Origin of the sequence: Vibrio inusitatus, from assembly GCA_024346935.1 — a bacterium.
GTDB classification, from domain to species: Bacteria; Pseudomonadota; Gammaproteobacteria; order Enterobacterales; family Vibrionaceae; genus Vibrio; species Vibrio inusitatus.
Genome location: AP024878.1, coordinates 1691772 through 1713738, shown reverse-complemented (window position 1 = coordinate 1713738; position 21967 = coordinate 1691772). Strand labels below are relative to the sequence as shown.

Annotated in this window: 20 protein-coding genes; 9 read left to right on the top strand and 11 right to left on the bottom strand. The window is 43.3% G+C overall.

The features are described 5' to 3' along the window. Positions 1-77 precede the first annotated feature (77 nt). Complete coding sequence (locus tag OCU48_RS07895) at positions 78-656, top strand: thymidine kinase (protein WP_141344061.1); 579 nt, start codon at positions 78-80, stop codon at positions 654-656. A 270-nt stretch (positions 657-926) separates the two neighbouring features. Here OCU48_RS07895 and OCU48_RS07890 read toward each other — a convergent pair whose 3' ends face one another. The 4 genes from OCU48_RS07890 to cmoB form a co-directional block, all read right to left on the bottom strand. Further along, the gene (locus OCU48_RS07890; RefSeq protein ID WP_141344060.1) at positions 927-1904 is read right to left on the bottom strand and encodes an alpha-L-glutamate ligase-like protein; all 978 of its coding nucleotides are present in this window, start codon (positions 1902-1904) and stop codon (positions 927-929) included. A gap of 4 nt (positions 1905-1908) precedes the next feature. Further along, positions 1909-3414 carry an inactive transglutaminase family protein gene (locus tag OCU48_RS07885; RefSeq protein ID WP_141344059.1) on the bottom strand — a complete coding sequence of 502 codons (1506 nt, stop codon included), beginning with the start codon at positions 3412-3414 and terminating at the stop codon, positions 1909-1911. 32 nt (positions 3415-3446) lie between these two features. Further along, on the bottom strand, positions 3447-4199 hold the full coding sequence (locus OCU48_RS07880) for an ATP-dependent zinc protease family protein (protein ID WP_141344058.1): 753 nt from the start codon (positions 4197-4199) through the stop codon (positions 3447-3449). 177 nt (positions 4200-4376) lie between these two features. Beyond that, entirely contained in the window at positions 4377-5351 is a 975-nt protein-coding gene (gene cmoB, locus OCU48_RS07875; RefSeq protein WP_141344057.1) for a tRNA 5-methoxyuridine(34)/uridine 5-oxyacetic acid(34) synthase CmoB, read from the bottom strand. A 337-nt stretch (positions 5352-5688) separates the two neighbouring features. On the opposite strand from cmoB, the gene OCU48_RS07870 reads away from it, so the two are divergent. Then, positions 5689-6594, top strand: a complete 906-nt coding sequence (locus OCU48_RS07870; protein ID WP_141344056.1) for a manganese-dependent inorganic pyrophosphatase — start codon at positions 5689-5691, stop codon at positions 6592-6594. A gap of 87 nt (positions 6595-6681) precedes the next feature. Here the strand turns inward: OCU48_RS07870 and OCU48_RS07865 are convergent, their stop codons facing one another. The 6 genes from OCU48_RS07865 to pspF all read right to left on the bottom strand — a co-directional run bounded on the left by OCU48_RS07865 (position 6682) and on the right by pspF (position 13014). Then, positions 6682-7470, bottom strand: a complete 789-nt coding sequence (locus OCU48_RS07865; RefSeq protein ID WP_141344055.1) for a peptide ABC transporter ATP-binding protein — start codon at positions 7468-7470, stop codon at positions 6682-6684. Beyond that, a complete protein-coding gene (locus OCU48_RS07860; RefSeq protein WP_141344054.1) occupies positions 7467-8468 on the bottom strand; it encodes a peptide ABC transporter ATP-binding protein in 1002 nt (333 codons plus the stop codon). Before OCU48_RS07860 ends, OCU48_RS07865 begins: the two co-directional genes overlap by 4 nt. Further along, positions 8468-9355, bottom strand: a complete 888-nt coding sequence (locus tag OCU48_RS07855; RefSeq protein WP_141344053.1) for an ABC transporter permease subunit — start codon at positions 9353-9355, stop codon at positions 8468-8470. The genes OCU48_RS07860 and OCU48_RS07855 overlap by 1 nt, the downstream gene beginning before the upstream one ends. After that, positions 9342-10304: an ABC transporter permease gene (locus tag OCU48_RS07850; RefSeq protein WP_141344052.1), complete on the bottom strand. Its 963-nt coding sequence runs from the start codon at positions 10302-10304 to the stop codon at positions 9342-9344. The genes OCU48_RS07855 and OCU48_RS07850 overlap by 14 nt, the downstream gene beginning before the upstream one ends. Beyond that, on the bottom strand, positions 10304-11935 hold the full coding sequence (locus OCU48_RS07845; protein ID WP_141344051.1) for an ABC transporter substrate-binding protein: 1632 nt from the start codon (positions 11933-11935) through the stop codon (positions 10304-10306). Before OCU48_RS07845 ends, OCU48_RS07850 begins: the two co-directional genes overlap by 1 nt. A gap of 89 nt (positions 11936-12024) precedes the next feature. After that, a complete protein-coding gene (gene pspF / locus OCU48_RS07840) occupies positions 12025-13014 on the bottom strand; it encodes a phage shock protein operon transcriptional activator (RefSeq protein ID WP_141344050.1) in 990 nt (329 codons plus the stop codon). A 276-nt stretch (positions 13015-13290) separates the two neighbouring features. Between pspF and pspA the strand changes: the two genes are divergently transcribed. From pspA to pspC, 3 genes are read left to right on the top strand one after another with little or no spacing between them, the layout of a single operon-like run. Continuing rightward, positions 13291-13953: a phage shock protein PspA gene (pspA, locus tag OCU48_RS07835; RefSeq protein WP_141344049.1), complete on the top strand. Its 663-nt coding sequence runs from the start codon at positions 13291-13293 to the stop codon at positions 13951-13953. Between the two features lie 12 nt (positions 13954-13965). Beyond that, a complete protein-coding gene (gene pspB, locus OCU48_RS07830; protein WP_141344048.1) occupies positions 13966-14193 on the top strand; it encodes an envelope stress response membrane protein PspB in 228 nt (75 codons plus the stop codon). Then, positions 14193-14576 carry an envelope stress response membrane protein PspC gene (pspC, locus tag OCU48_RS07825; RefSeq protein ID WP_141344047.1) on the top strand — a complete coding sequence of 128 codons (384 nt, stop codon included), beginning with the start codon at positions 14193-14195 and terminating at the stop codon, positions 14574-14576. Before pspB ends, pspC begins: the two co-directional genes overlap by 1 nt. Before the next feature lie 72 nt (positions 14577-14648). On the opposite strand, the gene OCU48_RS07820 is transcribed toward pspC, so the two are convergent. Continuing rightward, positions 14649-15311 carry a hypothetical protein gene (locus tag OCU48_RS07820; protein ID WP_141344046.1) on the bottom strand — a complete coding sequence of 221 codons (663 nt, stop codon included), beginning with the start codon at positions 15309-15311 and terminating at the stop codon, positions 14649-14651. A 509-nt stretch (positions 15312-15820) separates the two neighbouring features. Here OCU48_RS07820 and OCU48_RS07815 point away from each other — a divergent pair. The 4 genes from OCU48_RS07815 (at position 15821) to OCU48_RS07800 (ending at position 21949) form a co-directional block, all read left to right on the top strand. Next, positions 15821-16522, top strand: coding sequence for a VC0807 family protein (locus OCU48_RS07815; protein ID WP_141344045.1), 702 nt, complete (start codon positions 15821-15823; stop codon positions 16520-16522). A gap of 200 nt (positions 16523-16722) precedes the next feature. Beyond that, complete coding sequence (locus tag OCU48_RS07810; protein WP_141344044.1) at positions 16723-17757, top strand: efflux RND transporter periplasmic adaptor subunit; 1035 nt, start codon at positions 16723-16725, stop codon at positions 17755-17757. Then, positions 17754-18848, top strand: coding sequence for an efflux RND transporter periplasmic adaptor subunit (locus OCU48_RS07805; protein ID WP_141344043.1), 1095 nt, complete (start codon positions 17754-17756; stop codon positions 18846-18848). Before OCU48_RS07810 ends, OCU48_RS07805 begins: the two co-directional genes overlap by 4 nt. Next, a complete protein-coding gene (locus tag OCU48_RS07800; RefSeq protein ID WP_141344042.1) occupies positions 18845-21949 on the top strand; it encodes an efflux RND transporter permease subunit in 3105 nt (1034 codons plus the stop codon). Before OCU48_RS07805 ends, OCU48_RS07800 begins: the two co-directional genes overlap by 4 nt. Positions 21950-21967: the final 18 nt, after the last annotated feature.

The following is a 21967-nucleotide window of genomic DNA, read 5'->3' as shown; positions in this document are numbered from 1 at the left end:
TCAACCTTTGAATAATTAGGGCTGATTTTATCGGCCCTTTTCTTTATGTAACTTAGAACGATAATAAAGGCTTTAACGTGGCTCAGATGTACTTCTATTACTCAGCGATGAACGCGGGTAAATCCACCACACTTCTACAATCCTCTTTTAACTATCAAGAAAGAGGTATGAACCCACTTATTTTTACTGCTGCACTCGATGATCGCTATGGTGAAGGGAAGGTGACGTCTCGAATTGGTCTACAAGCGGATGCGCATCTGTTCCATAAAGAGACTGATCTGTTCAAAAAAATGAGTGAGCTCAATCAACAAACACAACACCACTGTGTGTTAGTGGATGAATGCCAGTTCTTATCCAAAGAGCAGGTCTACCAACTGACGGAAATCGTTGATAAGTTGCATATCCCAGTGTTGTGTTACGGTTTGCGCACCGATTTCTTAGGTGAATTATTTGAAGGTAGCCTTCATTTACTTGCGTGGGCCGACAAATTGGTTGAGCTAAAAACTATTTGTCATTGTGGTCGCAAAGCAAACATGGTGATCCGTACTGATGAGGAAGGTAATCCTATCGCAGAAGGGGATCAGGTGGCGATTGGCGGTAATGACAAGTATGTGTCGGTGTGTCGAGTACACTATAAAGAAGCCTTAGGGCGATAAGGGTAAAGTCCTCAGCTTTGTTTCTTTCGTTCACAAGGCAGCAAGAAGTTTCGGTCATGCCCGAATGCTTTTATCGAGCATCTGCTCCTATAACAGGTCCTCGATAAAACCACTCGGGGACGACGATACGTGATAGCAAAGCATTAACTAGTGAACTATTTGCTAGAGTTCACTTAGGTGAATTATCAAAATTTCCAGAACCCAGTATCCTTTCCCCCAGACACAAAAAAGCCCTCATTCGAGGGCTTTGTTATTTCTAGCAGGTAGAAACTATTTTTTCACGTTATCCAAGTGTGCTGCAAATTGCTTAGCGGCATAAGCTACGCGCTCTGCAGGTCTAGGATACTCAGCGGTTTCGCCAAGGTTTTCAATGTGCTGCAGTCTCGGAAGTAGACCAGTACCGTTAGCGATCTGAATCGCTAGACCTGGACGGGCGTTAAGTTCTAACACCATTGGGCCTTCTTCACTATCAAGTACCATGTCGGTGCCCATATAACCAAGACCTGTCATTTCCCAAGCACTTGATGCTAGGGTCAGCAAACGTTCCCAGTGAGGAACCTGAAGCTGCATAAGGTCTTTGCCTGTATCAGGATGGTGTGTTACGGGTAAATCGTATTGAACAGCACGCACAGCCTTGCCCGTTGCTATATCAACACCCACACCCACGGCACCTTGGTGCAAGTTTGCCTTTCCGTCAGAGTTAGACGTTGATAGACGCATCATTGCCATAACCGGGTAACCTTTAAATACGATGATGCGTACATCGGGTACGCCCTCGTAACTGTAACCCTCAAAGCAACTGTCGAACTTAATTAAGTTCTCTACGACTGCAACGTCGTTCTTACCACCGAGTGAAAACAACCCCGCCAATGTGTTACTGATATGGCGCTCAACATCTTGCTCGTTAACGGTATCGCCAGACGGCTTAGTGTATACGCCGTCTTTGTGCGAAATGATGACCAAGATACCTTTACCACCACTACCTTGAGCAGGTTTGATACAGAATCCCGGCCATTCTTTAACCATTTTATGGATGCGTTTTACTTCAGCTTGTTGACCAATAACACCAATTAGCGCTGGCGTTGTTGCACCGTGAAGCTCTGCAATCTTTTTGGTTTTTAGCTTGTCATCCACAAGAGGGAATTTACTACGGTCATTGTATTTACCAATGTAACTGTGGTTACGCTGGTTCATGCCCATAATCCCTTTTGAGCGAATCTTAAATGGCGAAGTAAACTGACTCAACATAGGCTTAGTCCTCCGCCAGTGGCTTGAAGCGACGTAGCTCAGTTAAGCGATATCCAGTGTAGTTACCTAACATTAGAATCAGCGCCAAGATAATTAGCTGAACACCGATAAAGTTGAAAGTTAGGTGCTGGATGTACATGTTGGTCATCGCTAGGTAAACCAATACTGCAGTCAATAGCGAACCGCCACCTTGTAGAACGACTTCTTTCGCGCCTTCTTCTTCCCAAAGAATCGACATACGTTCGATAGTCCAAGATAGAATAATCATAGGGAAGAAGGTGATAGATAGACCTTCTACTAAGCCGATATTAAAGGCAACGATAGTGAATACAGAAATAATCAATATAACGGTGATGATAACCGCGGATATCCTGGCAACCAGTAACAGGTTGAGCTTGGATAGATAGCTACGAATGACCAAACCTGTACCGACTATGAGTAGGAAACCGACGATACCTGTCACTAATTGCGTTTGCACAAAGGCTACAGCAATAAGCACTGGCATGAAGGTACCGGACGTCTTAAGACCAATAATAATTCGCAAGAACACTACGATTAGCGCACCGATAGGAATAAGCATGATGGTTTTGAACATCGATTGCTCTTCTAGAGGTAAGCTGTGAATCGAGAAGTTCAGTAGGTCATCAGCATCCACTTTACTTGCGGTTGCAGCGCGAGGCGTAATGTCCTGCGCAATCATAGAAAACAGGACTTGACTGTTTCTGCCTCCGGTAACGTCAAGCAGAGAAACATTTGACTGGTCCCAGATAAGCGTATTTTCACTTCTACCTTGGGTGCCGGTTTCAGCGTCAAACAATAGCCAATCCTTTCCGTCCCAAACTTGGACCGTTGGATTGATAGATTGACGGCGGCGACCATCTTCTAGCTGAACAACACCTACCGTTTTATTAGGCACTTTGGCATAAGAGAGCAGGGCAGAAAGCGCTTCTTGTTTGGTAAATTGATTTAAAAGTAGTGCCGCGTTTTGGCTGTTGCTATCGTTTAGCTTGCGAACGATTTCACGTGCGAGCGTCTCGTCGTTTGCACTTCGCTTAGTCGCTTCATCCACAATAGCTTGAGCTGCTGCTTCTTGAGGACCATCAAACGTTGGAGCTTCAATTTCACCTTGGGGTGGAACTGATTCGACTTTGGCATACGGATCTACAAGGAATTGAGCCTTGTAGTAGATGGTTTGTGGCCCCTCAGCATAGCGGATCGTCCATTCCGCGCGTCGACCAATATCAGAATTCACATAAGCTACGCCATACCCAGGCGATGATGTAGATTCGTCAACTAGGGTGTAACCGTTTTGAGTCCCTGGTGCTGCAAGAGAAACCGTTACAGGTTCACCTTGTGCAACAAGCTCAACTCGAGCTTCAATATCCCAAAGCTCTCGGCTTTCACCTGGTGTCCAAGGTACCCCGTAGGAGTCATGGCGCAGTATAGATAACGCTGCGCCAGCAACTATGAGCAGGGCAATAAAAATATAAAAAGGCACTCGTGAAGTCATAACAATCCTTATTATTGAGGCGACCTAATCTGTCACTGCTGTTTGTCTGTTTGAATGTATTCTTTACTCACATCTACTAGGGCTATGTCCTTGATGAACTCTCTGCCTAGTAGTACTGGGTGCGTCATGTGAGAGCGATCGGCTAGCGTGAACTGCGCCTTTTCTCTCACGTCACCTAAGCTAATCCACAGTTCAATGACTGCGCGTCGGTGCGTTTTCGTTGTATTAGATTGACGAACCTTTGCATATCGAATTAAAGGAGCTTCAATCCATGTTGGTTCAGCATCTTCGGCTTTATCAGTGGATAAGTTAAATTTAACCCATGTATTGCCGTTTCGTTCGAATTCTTGAATATTAATTGCATTAAGTGACGATGTTGCGGCACCTGTATCAATTCTTGCTTCAAACGTTTGATTTATCTGTTCAAATTTGACTGTTTCGATTGAACCTAAAACAATCAGATCACCATTTGATGCAACAGTCTTAGGTTTAGGTTGTTGTTGCTCCGCTTGAGGAGCAAGTAAAACTCGAGCGTTTTGCTTAGCCAGATTATCCACACGATTCGACATGATAGTCAGTTGCCCTTCTAAGCTAGCAATATAATCATTTTGATTATCAATTGAAAGCTTTAGGGTATTGATCTGATTAGATAAATTCTCTTCAGAAGATTTTACTGCTTGCATAGATTCCGTTCTATATTGTCTCGTTTCTTCTTGAGTTGCTTGAGACGTAGCACACCCGGATAAAAGTACCGCTCCGGATAAAGCGACAATAAGCTTGAGCATCTTAGACCTATTATTATTTGTACTTAGCTCGACAATCTACTTCAACTAGTCAGATTCACAATGCTAAGTGTAGAACACATATTCCATATTTACGGTAGTTAAATAAAAAAACATTGATAATTTTCAATGTTTTAACTGATGTTCATTAAGTGACCAAACTTACATCAGTGAATCCAGTTAACTTGGATTTTTTGCAACCAATATTGCTCTGCGAGGAGCAGGATAGCCTTCGATAGTTTTCGTCGGATCTTCTGGATCAAGATACTCAGGTAGCGAGTTGTGTTTCATCCATTCTGTTGATCTTTGTTCACCAACTGAAGTACAGTTTTCGTCAACGATTCTTACATCCACTAACCCGCATTTTTCCATCCATACCTTAAGAGCTTTCGCTGAAGGGAAAAAGTACACATTGCGCATTTGGGCATAACGATCAGCAGGCACTAAAACCGCATTCTCATCACCTTCAATGACCAAGGTCTCTAAGATCAACTCTCCACCCGGAAGAAGTTGATTTTTCAACTGTAAGATATGATCTAAAGGAGAACGTCTATGGTAGAGAACGCCCATACTGAAGACTGTGTCAAAAGCTTTTAGTTCAGGTAGTTGTTCAATTCCAAGTGGTAGAAGGTGGATTCGCTGGTCATTGTTCATCAACTTGCGCACGGCTTCAAACTGCACAAGGAAAAGATGTGATGGATCTATCCCTACGCACAATCGTGCACCTTCTCCAAGCATGCGCCACATGTGGTATCCATTGCCACAACCAACATCCAGCACAGAACGGTTTTTTAAAGGGGAGATGTGCGGAAGTAAGCGATCCCATTTCCAGTCTGAACGCCACTCGGTATCAATGTGAATGTCGTGTAGGGTAAATGGGCCTTTTCGCCATGGGTGGAACGTTTTTAGAAGGCTTTCTAGTTTTTTCTTTTCACCGTCAATGAGCGGGTGAGAATTAGAAACACTGACTTCATACTGCAATTCGATGTTGTCCGGCGCTAGCGCAGGTATCTTATTGAGAGCTCGTAACCAGCGGTCAAAATCACCGTGTTCGGCGCCTTGCCAGTCAGCAAGCTGTTTAGGTAGAGTCTCTAGCCACGGCTGTAAGCGCGTGTCTTGAGCGATTAATTGATAAAAATTGGCAAAATTAAACATGCAATTCAACTTGTTACTGGACATTGTTTTGAGCGAGCGAAACGATACACTGCATCAATAAAAATTGATAGCTTTTATCCGGCAATCGTGTCAAATCTAAGTTAAATGACGGTTGTTTGTGCCTTTGTTAACAACCATTAAAAATTGCTTAGAGCGGATGTTGAGTAAAGCCCTTAAAACACGCAAGGTTTTCACATAGGACTAACGCACTTCCAAGCGAGACGGATAACAGTTTAACCCAAGTAGATAACTAGAAACTTGAAACTGATTGGGTATAATGTTCGCACTATAACGTCTAATAGTAGACGTAACATTGGATAACATTATAGGAACAGTGATGATTTTAGTTGTTGGTCATAAAAACCCAGATAGCGATAGTATTTGTTCAGCTTTAGCAGCTACTGAACTTCTTAAGGCTCGCGGTCTAGACGCTAAGCCAATTCGTCAGGGAGAAATTAACCGTGAGACTCAACACATTCTTAATGTAGCGGGTCTAGAGCAACCAGAATTTTGTGATTCAGTTGCAGGTGAAAAAGTATGGCTAGTTGATTACAGTGATCTGGCGCAAGCACCTGATGATGTGAATGAAGCAGAGATCGTTGGTATCGTTGATCACCACCGTTTGGGTGACGTGATGACAATCAATCCACTTGAAGCGTGGATCTGGCCTGTAGGCTGTACTTGTACGGTTCTTTTCAACATGTTCAAGATTGAAGGTGCCGAGATTGCTCCAGAAATCGCTAAGCTAATGATGTCAGCTATCTTATCTGACACAGTAGGCTTCGCTTCTCCTACATGTACTCAAAAAGATAAAGACGCAGTACAAGAGCTAGCAAAAATTGCCGGTGTTGAAGACATTGATGCTTTCATCAAAGCGCTTCTAATTGCCAAAACAGATATCGAAGGTCTATCTCCAGCACAACTAGTAGAAAAAGATCTAAAAGCATACCCATTCAATGGTCGCGATGTGGTTGTTGGTCAGATTGAACTTGCAACGCTTGAGCAAGTTGATGGTCAGATTGATGCTCTTGAGCAAGACCTTGTGCGTCGTTGTGATGAAGAAGGTCTGGCGTTTGCAGCGGTTATGCTAACAGACATTACTTCAGCAACAACTCGTCTTCTTTACAAAGGTGAGTGGGCTGAGAAGCTAGACAAGCACGCAGACAACGGTGTTCTGATGATGGAAAACACGCTAAGCCGTAAGAAGCAAGGCTGGCCTTGGCTACAAGCTGAGCTAGTTTAATCTTATAAGGTTAAGACAAAATAATAAGGGCAGGATGAGTAATCATCCTGCCCTTATTCGTGATGGGTGCTAAACCTGCATCACATGCTACTTAGAGTAATTTGGCGCTTTGTAAAAGTGGTTATCAACTAACTTCTGCGTAATCGAGTGCTGAGGATCTGACAATACTGTTTGCGTATCGCCTGCTTCTACTACTTCGCCGTGGGACATCACCATGACTTTATCTGAAATGTGCTTAACGATCCCAATTTGCTGAGATACATAGATAAAAGACAAGCCCATTTCATCTTGCAACTCTAACAAGAGATTTATGATCTGAGATCTCATTGCCATATCTAGACCATTGAGCGCCTCGTCAGCAATGATTATGGAGGGTTGCAGTATCAGTGCTCTTGCAATACAGACTCTTTGTTTCTGCCCAGCAGCCAACATTTGAGGATAGAAATAAGCATGCTCTGGAAGCAACCCCACACGTTTAAGCGTATCAATGACACGTCGCTTACGAGCCTCAGGTGGCATTGCCGTATTTCTTTTTAGCGGACCTTCTAAAATTCGACCAATTTGAATACGTGGATTCAAGGATGAGTTAGGGTCTTGGAAGATCACGCGAATTAATTTACAGCGAGTTGCATAGTCTTTGTGCTCTAGCTTTTCACCATTAACAAATATCTCTCCTGAGCTTGGCTCAATGACCCCTGCTAGCATCTTTGCCAAAGTTGATTTGCCAGAAGAGTTCTGCCCAATCAGTGCTAATGTTTGGCCCGGCTCGAGGGTAAAGCTGACAGGTTTTACAGCATCAAAATACTGCTTTCTAAAGAGTCCGTAACGATTAACGAAGGTTTTGCCTAGGTCCTTAACCTCTAGTAATGAGCTCATTCACTAACCTTAACCTTGGTGTTGAGAGGGAAATGACAATTGTATTTATGGCCTTTTTCTTTTTTAGAGTAGGGAGCCTTTACACATTTGTGTTGTGCATAGGGACAACGAGGTCCGAGGCGGCAACCAATCGGCAAGTGTTGGAGCGGAGGAATGCTTCCTGGTAGTGACTGCAGTTTTTGTTTATGCGGAAGCCAACCACTAAAGTCGGGGAGGGCTTCGAGCAGTGCTTGCGTGTAGGGGTGTTTTGGTGCTGCCATCAATTTTTCTGTTGGTGCAGACTCAACACTTTGTCCGCAATACATCACAGTGATCTTATTGGCCCACTGAGTAATAGCAGCAAGGTCGTGTCCAATAAGCAAAATAGTGGTGTTATTGAGCTGATTCATTTTACTCAATAATCGTAATATTTGAGTCTGAGTGATGGGGTCAAGGTCGTTAGTAGGCTCATCCGCAATTAAGATCTTCGGCTTAGCCGCAATCGCCATAGCGATCATCACCTTTTGGCACTCTCCGTCTGTGAGTTCGTAGGGATAGCTGCGCATAATTCGAGTGTGGTCTTTGATACCCACTTTATGAAGCAGTGCAATCGAGGTCTTTTTCCGCCAGCCCCAGCGCTGCCACAATTTGCCTTGAAATGTTCGAGAGGGAATGGATTCGGCAAGTTGGCGACCGACGCGTTCACTCGGGTCTAAGCAGGTGGATGGTTCTTGGAAAATCATGGCAATCTCTCGCGCAATGATTTTTCTTCGTTCTTTAGGCTTAAGTGCCAGTAAGTCAACATCTCCGAGGCGCATTCGGTCTGCGGTGATCTTCCAATTTTCTTTTTCCAGTCCAACAATGGCCTTTGCCAATAAACTTTTACCTGAGCCTGATTCGCCTACTAGCCCACGGATTTCCCCTTCGTTGATGGTCAAGCTCATACGGTCAACCGCTTTTACCATCCCTTGAGGGGTATCAATCTCTATCGTGACATGTCTAAAGTCCAATACAGGCATTATTCAACTCCTGCATTAAGAGCATCACGAACACCTTCGCCAACCAGGTTCATGGTGATTACGCTATACATGATGGCAAGTCCCGGCAGGACGACGGTCCACGGGGCGAGATAGATAAGTTCAACGGAGTCTCCCAAGATTGCTCCCCATTCGGGACTAGGCGCTTGTGCTCCCAGACCAAGAAAACCAAGAGCGGTAATATCTAGCAGCGCTATGGTTAAGGCGAAGGTAAATTCGGCGGCAATAGGCGCCAACACGTTAGGTAATATTGAGACGGTGAGTAGATACCATTTGTCAGCACCATCAAGCTTTGCCGACATAATGTAGTCTTTCTCAACTTCCGCGTGAATGGTTTGATAGACACTACGGATAAATCGAGGGATCAAGGCAAGACAAATAGCCATCATAATCGATGTCATACCTGTGCCTAAAAATGCGACAAAAATAAGTGCAAGTAACAACGACGGAATCGACATTACCGTATCGAGTAAGTGGTTCAGAATGCTCGATAATAAGCCTTTAGTCATACCGGCAAGCGCGCCAATGATACAGCCAATGAATGCCGCAATTAGGGTAATAAAAATTGCTGAGCCGATGGTAATCTGCGAACCACTTAACAGGCGTGACAATATGTCTCTGCCTAGATCGTCTGTTCCCAAAAAATAATCGATACTGCCTTCTTTTACCCATGACGGTGGCTGGAGCAGTACTGATGATTGTGCAAGAGGGTCATGTGGTGCAATTAGCGGAGAAATCAATGTGATAATGAGAATAACACCGAGATTCCATAGGCCAAACATCGCTAAATTGTTGCTACGAAAATGTCGCCAAAAGCGTTCGCGTTGAGTGGGTATACTCTCTTCGAGGTAGACACTAGTATTTAGCATACCATTCCTTCCTTGCTAATGGGTTAATCAAAGTGCCGACAAGTTCTGATAAGATCTGTGTTGCCAATACAAAAGTAGCAACCACCATGACTCCTGCTTGAATAGAAACGTAATCACGATTGCTAACGGCATCAAGTAGCCAACGTCCTATCCCTGGCCAATTAAAGATGGACTCGGTAATGATGGCAAAAGTCAGCATACTCGAGAGCTGTACTCCGATAAGTGGAATGATCGGTGGAATTGCGTTACGCAACACGTGCTCGAAAATAATCTCGACTTTTGATAGACCCTTGATTTTCGCCACACGGATGTAGTTATTTCCTATCACGTCAGCCACAGAAGCGCGCATTAGTCTGATGAAATGTGTGGTAGGGGCAAGTGCCAGTACTAAAGAGGGTAATATGAGATGCATCACTACGCTGGTAAAAGCTTCTTCTCGATTTGGACTGTCACTTAGCCAAGCGTCAATCATTGCAAAGCCGGTGATCTGCGGAATATCGTACAGCAGGTTATAGCGACCAGAGATAGGCAGCCACTCAAGTCGCAATGAGAATAGCATTACTAATAATAGGGCGACCCAAAATAGCGGCGCTGAATATCCTGCCATAGAAAAGAATGAGATCAATCGATCTGACCATTTGTTCTGGCGCATTCCTGCAAGCGTACCTAAAGGAAGACCGATACACAAAGCGAGAATAAAGGCAAAAAAGCACAGCTCTAGTGTGGCGGTAAAGACGACCTTAACTTCGTCAAAAACGGGAGTACCTTGAGCGGTAGAACCGAAATCAAGCTGACTAATTTCGTGAAGGTACTGCATCCACCCTTGCCAAAAATCAGATATGGCCCAAGGTGAGGTTGGATCTAACCGAAGGATACTGTAGCCCACTAAGGTCAAGATCATCAGTGTAATGACGAATAGATTGAAACGTCGAATGGCGTATATAAACACTATTTGCTCCTCTCAACGTTTTCAAAGCTCAAGGTGTTAAACGGACTAGCATCGAATCCTTGCAGAGACTTATGCTTGGCCTGAAATTGCATACCGTGAGCAATGGGAATGATGGGTACTTCTTCGTTGAGCAGGTTTTGTGCTTGGCGATATAAGTTAAAGCGATGACGCTTTTGGTTTGTTTCTTTGGCGATATCAATTAAGGCATCAAAATCTGGGTTACACCAAGAAGCAATGTTCAATCCAGCTCGATCCGCTCCGCAAGACAGCAATGGACGAAAGAAGTTATCTGGATCACTGGTATCGGCATTCCATCCAGTCAAAATCATGTCTGCTTCCGCAACACTTTGGAAGGTTGAGCGAGATAAGCGTTCATCAAGATAGATGTTCAGTTTTACCCCAATATCGGCAAAGTTTGATTGTAGCAGTTCAGCCACTTTTCTCGGGCTTGGATTATACGCTGTAGGCTCTAAGGCTACCCACAAAGACAGTTCCAGCCCAGTGCCATAACCAGCTTCACGAATTAGTGCTCTTGCGTAATTACGGTCGTAACGTACCTGACTAGAGTCATTTTGATAAGCCCATGATTCTGGGGGTAATATCGAATATGCTGAAGTCCCATATCCGTAGTAAACCGAATCGATAATCGCGTCACGATTAATGGCTAGATTTAGCGCCTTTCGCACTCGGGCATCGTTGAGTGCAGGGTTTAGCGTACGAAGCGCTATAAAGGCAACGTTCATACTTGGGTATGCCTGCAACACTAAATCTGGATGTGCCTGAATTGTCGGGATCTGGCTAGAACGAGGCGAGAATAAAACGTCACATTCACTGCGCAGAAGCTTTGCTAAGGTACCTGTACCACGGGAAGTAATGTCGAGCACGACTTGCTCCATTTTAGCCGGGGTACCCCAAAAGTCCGGATTGCGGCGCAAACGAATGTAATCGTTGACGCTAAATTGGTCTAAATAAAACGGTCCTGTACCGACTGGGAATTGGTCAATGTCTTGCTTCTGATCTCGTGCTACTAACTGATTGGCATATTCAGATGAGTGTATGCTTGAATAAGTCGTAGAAAGGTTAGTTAGAAATGTATTGTCTGGCTTAAAGAGTTCAAACTGAACCGTATGTTCATCTATTGCTTTAACCTGTTTTAAGATTCGTTTGAATCCAATAGCCTCAAACCAAGGATAAGTCCCTCCACTCACATAGTGAAATGGATGGCGACTATCGATAATCCGCTCAAAGGTAAAGACGACGTCTTGTGCACTTAGTTGTCGGGTTGGGGTAAACCAGTCTGTAGTTTGAAAAGAGACATCTCTACGAAGGTCAAATTGATAAATAGTCCCTGACTCATCCACGGTCCACTTGGTAGCTAGCATAGGTTCTAGCTCCAAATCTTTATTGGATAAATGCACTAAGGTATTGAAGATCTGTGGACCTAAGGCTTCTGCCGCGATGTCGTTGTCGACTAATTGAGGATTAAAGGAACTGGGTGTTCCTTGACCACAAAAGATAAACCCATCTTGTTTGATCTGGTCCGAGACTTCAATATCACCACAACCGGATAGTATGAGGGTAAACAGACCCACAAATCCGAGTTGAAGAGTTCTCCAGGTGTTCGCCTTCATAGATTAAGGCACCATTGATTGTTTCTTTAGAATGATCTGCATAATCTAACACTTATCGCCTTTAAGCTCCATTGGGTTAATCATTGATCCTAAACCATTTTATACTTTCTAAGCATTCCTCTAAATTGGTGATAACTCAATCCTAGCAGACCTGCGGCTTTCTTCTGATTATGTTGTGCTTCTTGTAGAGCTCTATTGAGCAATTCAATATCTTGATCATGCTGCCACTTCTTATAATTAAGGGGCAAAGACGCGATGGGTGTTTCGGCGGCTTGTTGTACGGGTGATTTGTCTACTGGTTCATTGGTTAGGTTAGGTTTAGCAAAGGGGTCAAACACCAATTCTTGGATAGGTGCGTCTTGTTCAGGGTTGAGATAGATGGCTCGTTCAACAACGTTTTTTAGTTCCCTGACATTACCGGGCCAAGTATAGTCTAATAGTTGCTGCTGACATTGACCGCTGAAACCACTGAACAATGGTAGACCTAGTTCTTGGCACATGCGCATAGCGAAATGTTCAGCCAATAACGGGATATCGTCTTGTCGGTCTTTTAAATTTGGCAGTAACACTACATCGAATGCCAACCTGTCTAATAGATCCGCGCGAAATTTTTGTTGCCCAGCAAGCTGAGGAAGATCGGCATTGGTGGCGCATATTAACCTCACATCGGATTGTAAGATGCGGCTGCCGCCGACACGTTCATATTCACCATATTCTATGACCCTTAATAGCTTCTCTTGCACTGATAGAGGAGTTGTCGCCAGTTCGTCCAAAAATAAACTGCCACCTTCAGCACGCTCAAAGCGACCTTGATGTTTGCCTGTCGCGCCAGAAAAAGATCCTGCTTCGTGACCAAACAATTCAGAATCGACAACACCTTCACTTAATGCTGCACAATTTAGATTGATTAAGGGCTTATCCCATCGCTTAGAGAGGTAATGTAAACGCTGAGCAATTAATTCTTTACCGGTTCCTCGTTCACCAATAATCAATACAGGACGCTCTATAGGTGCAAGTCGAGAGACCTTATCTAATACAGCAAGGAATGGACTAGATTGACCGATCAGTGTCTGTTGCATGATATTCCAGTTGGTATTTTTAACCGATTAGTGGTTAATAATTTACTATTCACAGTTAATGTCAAACATTTTGACGGTTTGAAATCGACTTCATATCACTAATCGTGACTACAAATAACAGCGTGGACATTCTTAACTTATTGTTTATAAATGCAATTGTTATTTTAATTTCTCTAGGTGAGATTGACTACGCAAGTTTGGCATGTAATTTGGATAACACTAGCAAGTAGGCGCGAAATACGCGGCCACAAACAATACCGATACAGGAGAAATCAAATGGGTATTTTTTCTCGATTTGCTGACATAGTGAACTCAAACATTAATTCGTTGCTGGATAAGGCAGAAGATCCAGAGAAAATGATCCGACTTATTATCCAAGAAATGGAAGACACATTAGTCGAAGTGCGCACTAGTTCTGCTAAAGCTTTGGCTGAACGAAAAGAACTTCAGCGCAAAGTGGCTCAGGTTGAAGAGCAGGTAGAAGACTGGCAACAAAAAGCGTCACTCGCATTAAGCCGTGGTAGAGAAGAGTTAGCTCGTGCAGCCTTGATAGAAAAACAACGTATTACTAAGGTGATGAAATCGTTACATACTGAGCAAACCTTGGTTGAAGAAACCATCACTAAGCTGAGCGACGAGGTAGGTAAATTAGAGAGCAAGATTAACGAAACTCGAGCTCGCCAATCGGCATTAGCAATGCGCCAAGATGCGGCTAAAAGTCGAAAAGATGTTCAGCAACACCTGCACAACAGCCGTACCAAAGATACGCTGGCTAAATTTGAGCAATATGAACAGAAAATTGATCGATTAGAAGCCGACGCAGACAGTTATCAAGTTGGTAAAGAGGCAAGTTTAGATGATCAGTTTGCCGAGTTGCAGGCCGATGATGAAATAGAACAAGAGCTGCAAAAAATGAAAACTACGATGAATAAAGACTAATAAGGGGGCGAAATGTCTACAGCATTGATCACGGTACCACTCAGTGTTTTCTTAATCTTTGTTGCCCCGTTATGGTTGATTCTGCATTACAGAAGTAAGCGTAAACTAGGGCAGGGGTTATCTGGAAATGAGAGGGAGCAACTTCAGCAACTTTCAGCGAAAGCGGTGCAGATGAAGCAACGAATAGAGACATTGGAAAAGATTTTGGATGCGGAGTCACCAAATTGGAGGTCTAGTTAATGAGAGGCTTATATCGAGACACGCACAATGGAAAGCTGACAGGTGTGTGTGCAGGTATTGCGGCACGCTTCGGCATTGAAGTCTGGGTGGTTAGAATCTTGTTTGTGTCGGCAGCTTTACTAGGTGGCGGTTTTGTTATGGTGTTGGCGTATTTTGCTGCAAGCTTGATGCTTGAAAAACAATCGCCTCAAATCTTTCAGACTAGACAGCAGCAGTTTGACCATCAAATGAAACAAAAACCGTGGCAGTCGGGCAAGGCACCGAAAGAATTGCTTACCGTGATGGAACAAGACTTTGAAGAAATGGAAATAAATCTCAGGAAAATGGAAGCTTATGTGACCTCGGATACGCGAAAAACAAACACAGCGTTTCGAAATCTGTAGTGTTTATTGAGGTTCATAAAAAATGCCGCTCATACATCATGATCGGCATTTTTTTGAATCGTCTTTACAGCATTACTTTTTAGTTAAAGAGAATGCATCAACGCGAATTTCAGTTTCTTTACCGATATCGCCACTGATCGCAGAAGCATCGTCTATTTTCAGTTTAGCGAAAATAGTCGCTGTAGTATTGCTACCAGAGTTGAACTCTACTGCTACCTGACGGAAAGACTTTCTGTCTGCCTGAGGTGCATTAGTCATGCTCGCTACATGGAAAGTTTGTTCTACTAATTCTTTACCTGTTGCGTCTGTCGCACCAACAACCACTGATGTTGGAGAAGCTGCACCTTTCTTGTCTTCAACATAAAGAGACAAGGTGTAATCTGTGTTTGCCTGTAAGCCGTTTACTTGTTGGCTAAGACCTGGCATAGCTGAGAAGTCATCTGAAGACGCTACAAAGCGGATGCGCACAGAACCTTCATCTTCAAATGCAGATACCTTTGAGCTACCTACATCACCTAGACCATTGTTTTTGTCTGCAAGCTTGTTCCAAACATCGCTTGTACCGCTATTAGCGCGAAACTCAACAATATTTGGATCTGCTATTAGGTTGCCTGTAGCAACGGCCATAACTTTGCCGGTTTCTTTTGCTTCTGGAGTTGTAGTTGCATTATCACTTGGTGCCGCACAACCTGCTAGTAAGCCAGCAACAACTAGACCTAGATACATCTTTTTCATAATCTTTTTTCCCACGTTAAATTAGTTTGTATTCCTTTGTAGAATGAGGAAGAGCATACAATAGTATTGTATTATTTAACGTGATTGGTTAGACAGTTTTGTTGGTTCAGGTTAACGGAATGTTGATCAGTCACTCACTTTTGAATCAACGCCCCATTAACTCATCAAATTCAGCGTCTCGATAGATGTTTATGCTAACAAAGCAACTTCTACTAGTTTCATAATCTTGTTCGTGTTTGTTCTCTAGTTACAATCATTTATCAATGTATCGCCGTTACAGCGCATTCTTGCGTCATTTTTTATGCGACTTTCTAATTGGTAATTGAGAGATGTGTTGAGGAATGAATGTCTTGACGTAAAAAATCAAAGGTGGTGTTCATTAAGGCATTAGATGTGATTTTGAACTCTCTTGTCATGATTGCTAAACTATAAGGACTTTACATTTTGCGTTTCGCAAGGAACAATCCCCATCCAATAAAGACAAATATAGCGCGTAATACTGGAATACTATGAGTAACACCACTACCAAGAAAACCAACCCTCTGTTTGAGATACTGTTCAACGTATTTATCCCTTCACTCATTTTGATGAAGTTTAGTGGGGATGAGCATCTGGGCACAGTACTGTCTTTGGTTGTCGCTCTGTCTTTTCCGGTCGCTTATGGTGGTCTTGAGCTGATTCGCCATAAAAAATTCAATTTTATTGCTGCGCTGGGTTTTGTCAGTGTGCTTCTAACTGGCGGTATCGGCTTACTAGAATTAGATACTCGTTGGTTAGCTTTAAAAGAAGCGCTGATTCCGGGCCTGATTGGTATTGTGGTATTGGGGTCAACGTTTACCCGTCATCCATTGATGCAAAAACTTATCTTCAATAAAACCGTCTTAAACTTGTCTCTAATTGAAGAACGCTTGAAAGAAAGTGGTAATGAGAAAGCTTTTGATCGCTGTCTTATGAATTCAAATTATTTATTTGCAAGTACGTTTGCATTCTCTTCAGCTATGAATTACGCCTTAGCCACCTATATTGTGACGAGTCCTGCAGGCACCGCAGCGTTTAACGAAGAGTTAGGTAAAATGACGCTGTATAGTTATCCAGTCATTGCTATACCAAGTATGCTAATGATGCTCGGTATCTTTTACTATGTGTGGCGTCAAATTCGTTCTATGACGTCTTTAGAGACTGAGCAAATATTTCACCTCAAAGAGTCTTAGAATCATAATACTCGTCAGGTTTTTTACTTTCAAAGGGCAGCGTAGGCTGCTCTTTTTTGTGCCTAAAATTATGTTGAGTAAGATATTGGTTTATTAAATGACCGCCAACAAGAAAGCGCGCTAAAAATACCAGATTAACGTGGCTATAACATCTTGAAACATCTATGATTAATCCTAAAGTCGCTGAATAAGGATATCATATGCGTACTCATTGGTTTGTTGTGCTTTTCGCAACACTCGGCTTAACAGCTTGTGGTGAGAAGCAAGCAACCGTTTCTGAACCTGAATCTCGTCCAGCAAAATTCCTGACGGTTTCAGTTGGAGACAAAAGCTTTGAGCGAGTTTTCCCTGCAGGATCTGCTGCAGGTGATAGAGCAGTACTCGCTTTTCGAGTCCCAGGCGAGCTGTTAGAGCTTCCAGCCACTGCGGGACTTGCTGTAAAAAAAGGAGATCTTCTTGCTGTTCTTGATGATCAAGAATATAAGTTATTGCGCTCTCAAGCCAAGGCCAATTTTGATTTAGCGGCAGTACAATTTAACCGTAGTAAAAAGCTGATTGCGGATAAGGTTGTCTCAGAACAAGACTTTGATCAGGCAAGAGCAAAGCATAAATCTGCAAGAGCTGAATACGATCAAGCACTGGCAAACTACAGCTATACAAAATTACTCGCACCATTTGATGGCACCATTTCGCTCGTCAATATTGATAATTTTGAGTACGTTCAAGCCAAACAAGGCGTAATGAACATACAGTCCAATGAATTACTAAAAGTTATCTTTCCGCTTCCTGACTCACTGCTCAACCGCTTTCGTGGTTATGATGCGGTAGAATCCTATATGGTATTTGATTCTTTTCCTGATCATCAATTCCCACTGACCTTTCAAGAAATAGATACCGAGTCGGACAACTCAACCGGTAGCTACAAAGTTACTATGGTCATGCAACGCCCTGAAGACTTAGGCATTTTACCAGGTATGTCCGGTAATATTCATATCAAACTTCCAAGATCTGAGCCAACTAAATTACCTAAGACCGCTCTTTTTAAGTGCGATAGCGGTTCGTGTGTGTGGAGAGTAAAAGAAGATTTTACCGTAGAGCAGGTAACTATTGAGCTTAGTAACTTGAATGAAGTCAGTTCGGGTCTTGATGACGGAGACCAGATTATTGTATCCGGTGTACAAGAGTTAGCAGCAGGGATGAAGGTAAGAGAATGGATCAAGGAGAGAGGTCTATGATGTTGACTATGAAGCAGCTCTCCCGCTGCGTATTGTTATTCGGGCTTACAACGCTAATTACGGGTTGCGAAAGGCCAGTTGTTGAGCCTACGGAACATATTTCTAAAGTAGAAGTATTGCAGCTAGGTGAACCAGAAATTACAGACAGAATCTTTTTTCCGGCCGTTGCACAAGCCGCTCTTCGCTCTCATCTTAGTTTTAGGGTTGCGGGTGAAGTCACTGAACTCGTGGTCAATGAAGGGGACCGAGTGAAGAAAGGTGATCTTCTTGCTCAGCTTGATACACGTGACTTTAAGATTGCCGTAGACAATGCGAGAGCAAGCTACGCTGCGATTAACAGTCAATATAAACGTTCGGCGCCGTTAGTGAAAAAAGGGCTACTGGCTCAATCGCAATTTGATGAAATTGCAGCGCAAAGAAGCATTGCGCTTGTGGATCTGCGATTAGCCGAGTTATACCTGAAGTTCACTACATTAACCGCCCCAGCGGACGGCATTATTTCTCGTGTAAATGTGGATAGATTTGAAAATATCCAAGTAGGACAACAAATCGTCAATATTCACAGTACTGAATCCGTTGAAGTACTCATTCAAGTGCCTGATCGTTTGTTTATTCATCAACCGAGTGATCTTGATTTGCGCCGAATTGTTGCCAAGGTAAAAGTAGACAGTGGCAATATTTATGATGCGAAGATAAAAGAGTTTACAACAGAGCCAGATCCAGCCACTGGAACTTATAACGTCACCCTAATTATGCCAATGCCTGAAACTGAAGTGATTTTGGATGGTATGGCTCTTGAGGTAACAGCAAAGAGCAGTGAGACTGGTTTAAATGTAAGTTCTGGAACTAATATTCCTCTCAGCGCTGTGATTAACGCCGATGGCGATACGCTCGATAAAGGGGAGACGTACGTTTGGATTCTAGAAGGCGATAAGGTACGAAAGCGCCTGATTGTTTTAGGGAAAATGTACAGCAAAACGATCAAAGTAATCAGTGGTCTAGAAAGTGCAGAAACGATAGTAACTAAAGGCTTGTCGCAACTGCGAGAGGGAGCTCAAGTGGAAGTAATTAAGAAGGAGGCTGTTCAATGAGTAAGGAAAATCAAGAGCAGCAAAATGATGACGGCACAACTGGAATTGCTGCCTATTTCATCAAAAATAAAGTAATCAGTTGGATGATTGCACTGATCTTCTTTATCGGTGGTACCGCTTCGTTTTTCGAATTAGGTCGACTAGAAGATCCCGCTTTCACGATTAAAGATGCGATGGTGGTGACCAGTTATCCGGGAGCAACACCGCAACAAGTCGAAGAGGAAGTGACCTATCCCCTCGAAAAGGCTATCCAACAACTTACCTACGTAGACGAAGTTAATTCGATTTCAAGTCGTGGTTTATCACAGATAACCGTTACGATGAAAAACAATTATGGCCCGGATGATCTGCCACAAATTTGGGATGAATTGCGCAGAAAGGTGACGGATCTAGAAGGTACGCTTCCTCCGGGGGTCAATACACCTGCTGTCATAGACGACTTTGGTGATGTATATGGAGTGCTACTTGCTGTTACAGGTGAGGGCTACACCTACAAAGAGCTTCTTGATTATGTCGATTATTTGCGTCGAGATCTCGAGTTGATTGATGGGATTAGTAAAGTTGCGGTCTCCGGTGATCAGCAAGAGCAAGTCTTTATTGAAATGTCGATGAAGCGCTTAAACACCTTAGGCATTTCTCCTTCAACTGTTGCAGACCTTCTTAATACACAAAACATTATTTCTCCTGCAGGGGCTGTTCGATTTGGTGACGAATACATTCGTATACATCCAACGGGTGAGTTTCAGGATGTTGAACAATTAGGTGATTTAATCATCACCGATTCCGCCAAACAGGATTCAGGTTTAATTTATTTGCGTGATGTAGCTGAAGTTAAACGCGGATACATTGACGTGCCAACCAACCTTATTAATTACAACGGCAACTTTGCGTTGAATGTAGGTATTTCATTTAACGCAGGTGTGAACGTTGTCAGTGTTGGGAAAAAACTTGATCAACGCTTAGCTGAGTTGAAATATCAACAACCAGTAGGCGTAACAATTTCAGAAATTTACAGTCAACCAAAAGAAGTCGACAAGTCAGTCAGTGGCTTTGTCATCAGTCTTGGACAAGCGGTAGCGATCGTAATCGTTGTACTACTGTTCTTCATGGGGCTTCGTTCTGGTCTGTTAATTGGTTTAATCTTACTAGTGACAGTTTTGGGCACGTTTGTGTTCATGAAATATCTAGCCATCGATTTACAGCGCATCTCTCTTGGTGCTCTGGTCATCGCGCTTGGTATGTTGGTAGATAACGCCATTGTGGTCGTTGAAGGTATACTCGTTGGGACCCAAAAGGGACGGACGAGAATGCAAGCTGCGACCGATATCGTAACCCAGACTAAGTGGCCGCTGTTAGGTGCTACCGTTATCGCTGTTACTGCGTTTGCGCCTATCGGTTTGTCTGAAGATTCGACAGGTGAATACTGTGCAACGCTGTTCTCGGTATTGCTTATATCGTTAATGTTGTCTTGGTTTACTGCAATATCTCTAACGCCATTTTTTGCAAATATGTTCTTTAAAGGACAAAAATTTAAAGGTGATGCGGATGCGGACCCATACAACGGTTTTGTCTTTGTTACCTATAAAAAGTTCTTAGAATTTTGCATGCGTAATGCTTGGGGAACGGTTGTCGTTCTTGTTGTAGCGCTTGGCGTTAGCATGTACGGTTTTACCTTCATCAAACAAGCCTTCTTCCCATCATCGACAACGCCAATATTTATGTCCGACATATGGTTGCCGGAAGGTAGCGATATTCGTGTTACTAATACCAAAATGCAGGCGATTGAAAGCTGGCTTCTTGAACAAGACGGTGTTGAAGCTGTAACGACTACTGCGGGTAAGGGGCTAGAGCGCTTTATGCTGACCTATACTCCGGAGAAAAGTTATGCTGCTTATGGAGAGATAGTGACTAGGGTGGAGAGCTATGAAGTGCTTCACGACATCATGGACAAATACCGAAAATATGTCTCAACGCACTTTCCTGAAATTGATTATAAATTAAAGCAGATCGAACTTGGTCCTGGTGGTGGAGCGAAGATTGAAGCAAGGATTATTGGCTCTGATCCTACTATTCTTCGTGGCATAGCCTCTCAGGTTGTCGATATTTTGAATGCTGATCCCGGCGCAACAGGTGTTAGACATGACTGGCGTGAGCGAACAAAAGTAGTTGAGCCGCAATTTAATGAGAGTCAAGCACGCCGATACGGTATCAGTAAAAATGACATGGATGATTTCTTACAAATGTCATTCTCTGGATTAACAGTTGGTGTGTATCGAGATGGTACGACTTTAATGCCAATTGTGACCCGCTTGACGGAAGAGGAACGTGTTGATTTTCGAAATATCGAAGGTATGAAGATCTGGAGCCCTGTGCTGAATGACTACATTCCACTGCAACAGATTACTTTAGGCAATGAGGTACGTTGGGAAGATCCTCTTATTGTTCGTAAAAACAGAAAACGTATGCTTACTGTGTTTGCCGATCCTGATCTGCTAGGTGAAGAGACCGCAGCAACACTGCAAGCACGTATACAAAGTAAAGTCGAAGCTATTGAGATGCCACCGGGTTACAGCTTAGAGTGGGGTGGTGAATATGAGTCTTCTAACGATGCTAAAGGTTCTTTGTTCGCCAGCATGCCTATGGGCTATTTATTCATGTTCTTGATCACTGTATTCCTGTTTAATTCCGTGAAAGAACCATTGATAGTATGGCTAACTGTGCCTCTTGCTCTTATTGGTGTTACCAGTGGATTGTTACTGCTCAACACACCATTTGGTTTTATGGCGTTACTTGGTTTCTTGAGTCTATCCGGAATGCTGTTGAAAAATGGTATCGTATTGATCGATCAGATTGAATTGGAAATACGTTCTGGTAAGGAACCTTATACTGCGGTTGTAGAAGCGGCATTGAGTCGTGTTAGACCTGTGTGTATGGCGGCAATTACGACTATTTTGGGTATGATTCCACTATTGCCCGATATTTTCTTTAAGCCAATGGCGGTAACCATCATGTTTGGTCTGGGCTTCGCTACAGTACTGACTTTGATAGTGGTGCCTGTTCTCTATCGCCTTTTCCATAGAATTGACGTGCGCGCGGCGTAATTGTTGAAGTAGCACCTG

Excerpts from the sequence above, each read along its gene's own strand:
- OCU48_RS07890 (WP_141344060.1), bottom strand. The coding sequence starts at position 1,904 with ATGTTGAGTCAGTTTACTTCGCCATTTAAGATTCGCTCAAAAGGGATT.
- OCU48_RS07885 (WP_141344059.1), bottom strand. The coding sequence starts at position 3,414 with ATGACTTCACGAGTGCCTTTTTATATTTTTATTGCCCTGCTCATAGTT.
- OCU48_RS07880 (WP_141344058.1), bottom strand. The coding sequence starts at position 4,199 with ATGCTCAAGCTTATTGTCGCTTTATCCGGAGCGGTACTTTTATCCGGG.
- cmoB (WP_141344057.1), bottom strand. The coding sequence starts at position 5,351 with ATGTTTAATTTTGCCAATTTTTATCAATTAATCGCTCAAGACACGCGC.
- OCU48_RS07870 (WP_141344056.1), top strand. The coding sequence starts at position 5,689 with ATGATTTTAGTTGTTGGTCATAAAAACCCAGATAGCGATAGTATTTGT.
- OCU48_RS07865 (WP_141344055.1), bottom strand. The coding sequence starts at position 7,470 with ATGAGCTCATTACTAGAGGTTAAGGACCTAGGCAAAACCTTCGTTAAT.
- OCU48_RS07860 (WP_141344054.1), bottom strand. The coding sequence starts at position 8,468 with ATGCCTGTATTGGACTTTAGACATGTCACGATAGAGATTGATACCCCT.
- OCU48_RS07855 (WP_141344053.1), bottom strand. The coding sequence starts at position 9,355 with ATGCTAAATACTAGTGTCTACCTCGAAGAGAGTATACCCACTCAACGC.
- OCU48_RS07845 (WP_141344051.1), bottom strand. The coding sequence starts at position 11,935 with ATGAAGGCGAACACCTGGAGAACTCTTCAACTCGGATTTGTGGGTCTG.
- pspF (WP_141344050.1), bottom strand. The coding sequence starts at position 13,014 with ATGCAACAGACACTGATCGGTCAATCTAGTCCATTCCTTGCTGTATTA.
- pspA (WP_141344049.1), top strand. The coding sequence starts at position 13,291 with ATGGGTATTTTTTCTCGATTTGCTGACATAGTGAACTCAAACATTAAT.
- pspB (WP_141344048.1), top strand. The coding sequence starts at position 13,966 with ATGTCTACAGCATTGATCACGGTACCACTCAGTGTTTTCTTAATCTTT.
- pspC (WP_141344047.1), top strand. The coding sequence starts at position 14,193 with ATGAGAGGCTTATATCGAGACACGCACAATGGAAAGCTGACAGGTGTG.
- OCU48_RS07820 (WP_141344046.1), bottom strand. The coding sequence starts at position 15,311 with ATGAAAAAGATGTATCTAGGTCTAGTTGTTGCTGGCTTACTAGCAGGT.
- OCU48_RS07815 (WP_141344045.1), top strand. The coding sequence starts at position 15,821 with ATGAGTAACACCACTACCAAGAAAACCAACCCTCTGTTTGAGATACTG.
- OCU48_RS07810 (WP_141344044.1), top strand. The coding sequence starts at position 16,723 with ATGCGTACTCATTGGTTTGTTGTGCTTTTCGCAACACTCGGCTTAACA.
- OCU48_RS07805 (WP_141344043.1), top strand. The coding sequence starts at position 17,754 with ATGATGTTGACTATGAAGCAGCTCTCCCGCTGCGTATTGTTATTCGGG.
- OCU48_RS07800 (WP_141344042.1), top strand. The coding sequence starts at position 18,845 with ATGAGTAAGGAAAATCAAGAGCAGCAAAATGATGACGGCACAACTGGA.